Source organism: uncultured Bacteroides sp., assembly GCF_902472605.1.
GTDB lineage: Bacteria > Bacteroidota > Bacteroidia > Bacteroidales > Bacteroidaceae > Phocaeicola.
In genome coordinates this window covers 1-3,647 of record NZ_CABROP010000078.1, presented here as the reverse complement: position 1 = coordinate 3,647, position 3,647 = coordinate 1, and the positions used below count along the sequence as shown (strand labels likewise).

Sequence of the window (3,647 nt, the reverse complement as noted above, 5' to 3'; positions counted from 1 at the left end):
GAACCAAGAAAAACAGGACCAGAATCTGTTGTGTTACCATTACACCATAGCCCAATATCTAAAGAACGATTGTCGTTTTTTGTTTGACGCTGCAAAGGTACAACTTTTTTGGAACATGCAAAGCATTTGGCTCTTTTTTTCTTCTCAAAAACATATTTTTCCTCTTTTTACAGCTTCTTTCAAGCAAAAATTTTCTGATATACGGAAAACCAAGTATATTTGCCCTACACTAAAAAAACTTTATTTATAAATATAGGAATACGCAAAAGAATGAACGAAACAACAAACTTAATAGAAAAAATCATTGAAGGGATTCAAGAAAAAAAAGGAAAACAGATTGTCATTGTCAATTTAACTGAAATAGAAGATACCATCTGTAAATATTTTATCATTTGCCAAGGAAATTCACCGAGCCAGGTTTTATCCATCGTAGATTCTATCAAAGAACACGTGAGAAAAGAAACCGGAATCAAAGCATATGGCATAGACGGACAGCGAAATGCCCAATGGGTAGCAATGGATTACAGTGATGTCATTGTACATGTATTCCTACCGGAAGTACGGAATTTTTATAATTTGGAACACTTGTGGGCAGATGCCAAATTAACTCGTGTACCAGATTTAGACTAATAAAACAAGAAAATTATGAGCAATAATACAAATAATAAACCTAAACTCAATGTGCCACGTTTCAGCTTGACGTGGCTTTACATCATTATAGCCATGATTTTTGCCTTCCTTTACTTCTCGGGAGATGAAGGAAGCGCCTCAAAAGAAGTGAACTATACGGAATTCCAGGATATGGTCTCCAAAGGATATGCAGACAAAATCGTGGCTTACGACAATAATACTATAGAAATGTATATCAAGCCGGAGCACATTGTGGACGTATTCAAAAAAGATGCGACCAAAGTAGGAAGAAGTCCGGCCGTTAATGTACAGATTGGTTCCATGGAAGCATTGGACAAATTTCTGGACGAACAAACGAAGGCTGGAAATTTCACAGGCTCCATCCAATACGAAAAGAAAAGTGACTATTTCAGCCTGATTCTTTGGAATGTATTACCTTTTGTCGTGCTCATTGCCATCTGGATGTTTGCCATGCGACGCATGGGAGGCGGCGGAGGTGCCGGGGGCGCATCGAACGTATTCAACGTGGGCAGAAGCAAAGCACAGCTTTTTGAAAAAGGGACCAACCGCATCACCTTCAAGGACGTAGCCGGACAAGCAGCTGCCAAACAGGAGGTACAGGAAATCGTAGACTTCTTGAAACAACCGCAAAAATACACGGAACTGGGAGGTAAAATACCTAAAGGTGCCTTGCTGGTAGGCCCTCCGGGAACTGGAAAGACCTTGCTGGCCAAGGCTGTAGCTGGAGAAGCTGATGTACCGTTTTTCTCCATCTCCGGTTCTGACTTCGTGGAAATGTTCGTGGGTGTGGGTGCATCCCGCGTACGCGATTTGTTCCGTCAGGCCAAAGAAAAAGCTCCGTGCATCATTTTCATCGATGAAATTGATGCCGTAGGACGTGCCCGTGGAAAGAACCCAAGCATGGGAGGAAACGACGAACGTGAAAATACTTTGAACCAATTGCTGACAGAAATGGACGGATTTGGTTCCAACAGTGGAGTCATCATCCTGGCTGCTACCAACCGAGTAGATATCCTGGATAAGGCCTTGCTGCGTGCCGGCCGTTTCGACCGTCAGATTTATGTAGACCTGCCGGACTTGAACGAACGGAAAGAAGTATTTGGCGTACATTTGAGACCTCTGAAACTGGACGACACTGTAGACGTAGACCTGCTGGCCCGCCAGACTCCGGGATTCAGCGGAGCAGATATAGCCAATGTATGTAACGAAGCAGCCCTGATTGCCGCCCGTCACCAAAAGAAAAGCGTAGGAAAAGATGATTTCCTGGCTGCGATAGACCGTATCGTTGGCGGATTGGAAAAGAAGACAAAAGTAATGACGGCAGCCGAGAAACGGGCCATCGCCCTGCACGAAGCAGGTCATGCCACGATTTCCTGGTTCCTGGAACATGCCAATCCATTAATCAAGGTAACTATCGTACCGAGAGGACGTGCCTTGGGAGCTGCCTGGTATTTGCCAGAAGAACGGCAGATTACCACCAAGGAACAGATGCTGGATGAAATGTGTGCTACCTTGGGAGGACGTGCGGCCGAAGAACTCTTTATCGGACATATCTCTACCGGGGCCATGAACGACTTGGAGCGGGTGACCAAACAGGCATACGGTATGATTGCCTACGCAGGCATGAGCGACAAACTGCCGAACTTGTGCTACTATAACAGCAACGAAGACTACAGCTTCACCAAGCCGTACAGTGAACATACTGCCGAGCTCATTGACCAGGAAGTACAGAACATGATTAATGAACAATACAGCAGAGCCAAAGAATTGCTGAAGGAACACAGTGAAGGACATAACCAGCTGGCTCAGATGCTGATAGAGCGGGAAGTGATTTTTGCAGAGGACGTAGAACACATCTTCGGCAAACGTCCGTGGACTTCACGTTCAGAAGAAATCATGGCAGCCAACGAACAGGCTGAAGAAGCCAAACGTTTGGAGAATAAGTCACAGACCGCAGAATCTGCACCTGCAGAAAAGACCGAGGAAAAGCCAGAAGACAAACCTACTACTGACGAGCCTCAGCCCACTGCAGAAGAAAAATGAAAGAAAACTTATTTGCTAACACATAAAACAACGTGAAAAACAACTTTATCCAACGTGCTATCACAGGAGTAATTTTTGTAGGCGTCCTGGTAGGATGCATCCTATGGGACCCTATTTCTTTTACCCTGTTGTTCGCACTCATCAGTGCGTTGACCATACATGAATTCGGAACCATTGTCAGCAAGCAACCGGATGTGGAAATCAACAAACCCATCTGCATGCTGGCAGGTATATTCCTGTTCTTTGGTTTCGCTTATCTGGGTGTCATGCCAGGACAAACCGAGGTCTTGATACCGTATTTATTTCTGATCCTCTACCTGCTGGTCAGCGAACTCTATCTGAAAAAGAAGAATCCGCTGAACAACTGGGCGTATGCCATGATGAGCCAAGTGTATATTGCACTTTCGTTCGCCATGCTGAACGTACTGGCCTATCATTCTACGGGCGTTCCTTCCCCTAACAGTGTACAGTATAACCCGATACTGCCTTTATCCATCTTCATCTTTACTTGGATAAATGATACAGGAGCCTACTGTACTGGGATGTTGTTTGGGAAACATCGCTTATTTGAGAGAATCTCACCCAAAAAATCATGGGAAGGTTCGATTGGAGGAGGTATATTCAGTGTGATTGCGGCCGTAGTAATGGCTCATTTCTTTCCATTCATGTCATTGGGAGTATGGATTGGACTCGCTCTGACGGTAGTGGTTTTCGGTACGCTGGGTGACTTGACTGAATCACTGCTGAAGCGTACTTTGGGAATAAAAGATTCGGGAAACATTCTCCCGGGACACGGAGGTATGCTCGACCGCTTTGACAGCACGCTGATGGCGGTTCCAGCAGCAGTGGTATACCTATATATAATATCGTGTTTTTAAAAAGTCAACAATTTCTTTTTAGGGACATTCAGTAAATAGTATAAAATTAGCCAACTAATTCATACACAAAGTGTT

Annotated in this window: 3 protein-coding genes; all 3 read left to right on the top strand. The window is 44.5% G+C overall.

Features of this window, described 5'->3' with window-relative positions; genetic code table 11:
- The first annotated feature begins 270 nt into the window (after positions 1 to 270).
- From rsfS to RDP42_RS12410, 3 genes are read left to right on the top strand one after another with little or no spacing between them, the layout of a single operon-like run.
- Positions 271 to 630 (top strand): ribosome silencing factor, encoded by a 360-nt coding sequence (gene rsfS, locus RDP42_RS12420; RefSeq protein WP_204476340.1) that lies wholly within the window; start codon positions 271 to 273, stop codon positions 628 to 630.
- Between the two features lie 15 nt (positions 631 to 645).
- The gene (gene ftsH / locus RDP42_RS12415; RefSeq protein WP_308763943.1) at positions 646 to 2,694 is read left to right on the top strand and encodes an ATP-dependent zinc metalloprotease FtsH; all 2,049 of its coding nucleotides are present in this window, start codon (positions 646 to 648) and stop codon (positions 2,692 to 2,694) included.
- A gap of 32 nt (positions 2,695 to 2,726) precedes the next feature.
- Positions 2,727 to 3,572, top strand: a complete 846-nt coding sequence (locus RDP42_RS12410; RefSeq protein WP_308763942.1) for a phosphatidate cytidylyltransferase — start codon at positions 2,727 to 2,729, stop codon at positions 3,570 to 3,572.
- Positions 3,573 to 3,647 lie beyond the last annotated feature (75 nt).

Excerpts from the sequence above, each read along its gene's own strand:
- rsfS (WP_204476340.1), top strand. The coding sequence starts at position 271 with ATGAACGAAACAACAAACTTAATAGAAAAAATCATTGAAGGGATTCAA.
- ftsH (WP_308763943.1), top strand. The coding sequence starts at position 646 with ATGAGCAATAATACAAATAATAAACCTAAACTCAATGTGCCACGTTTC.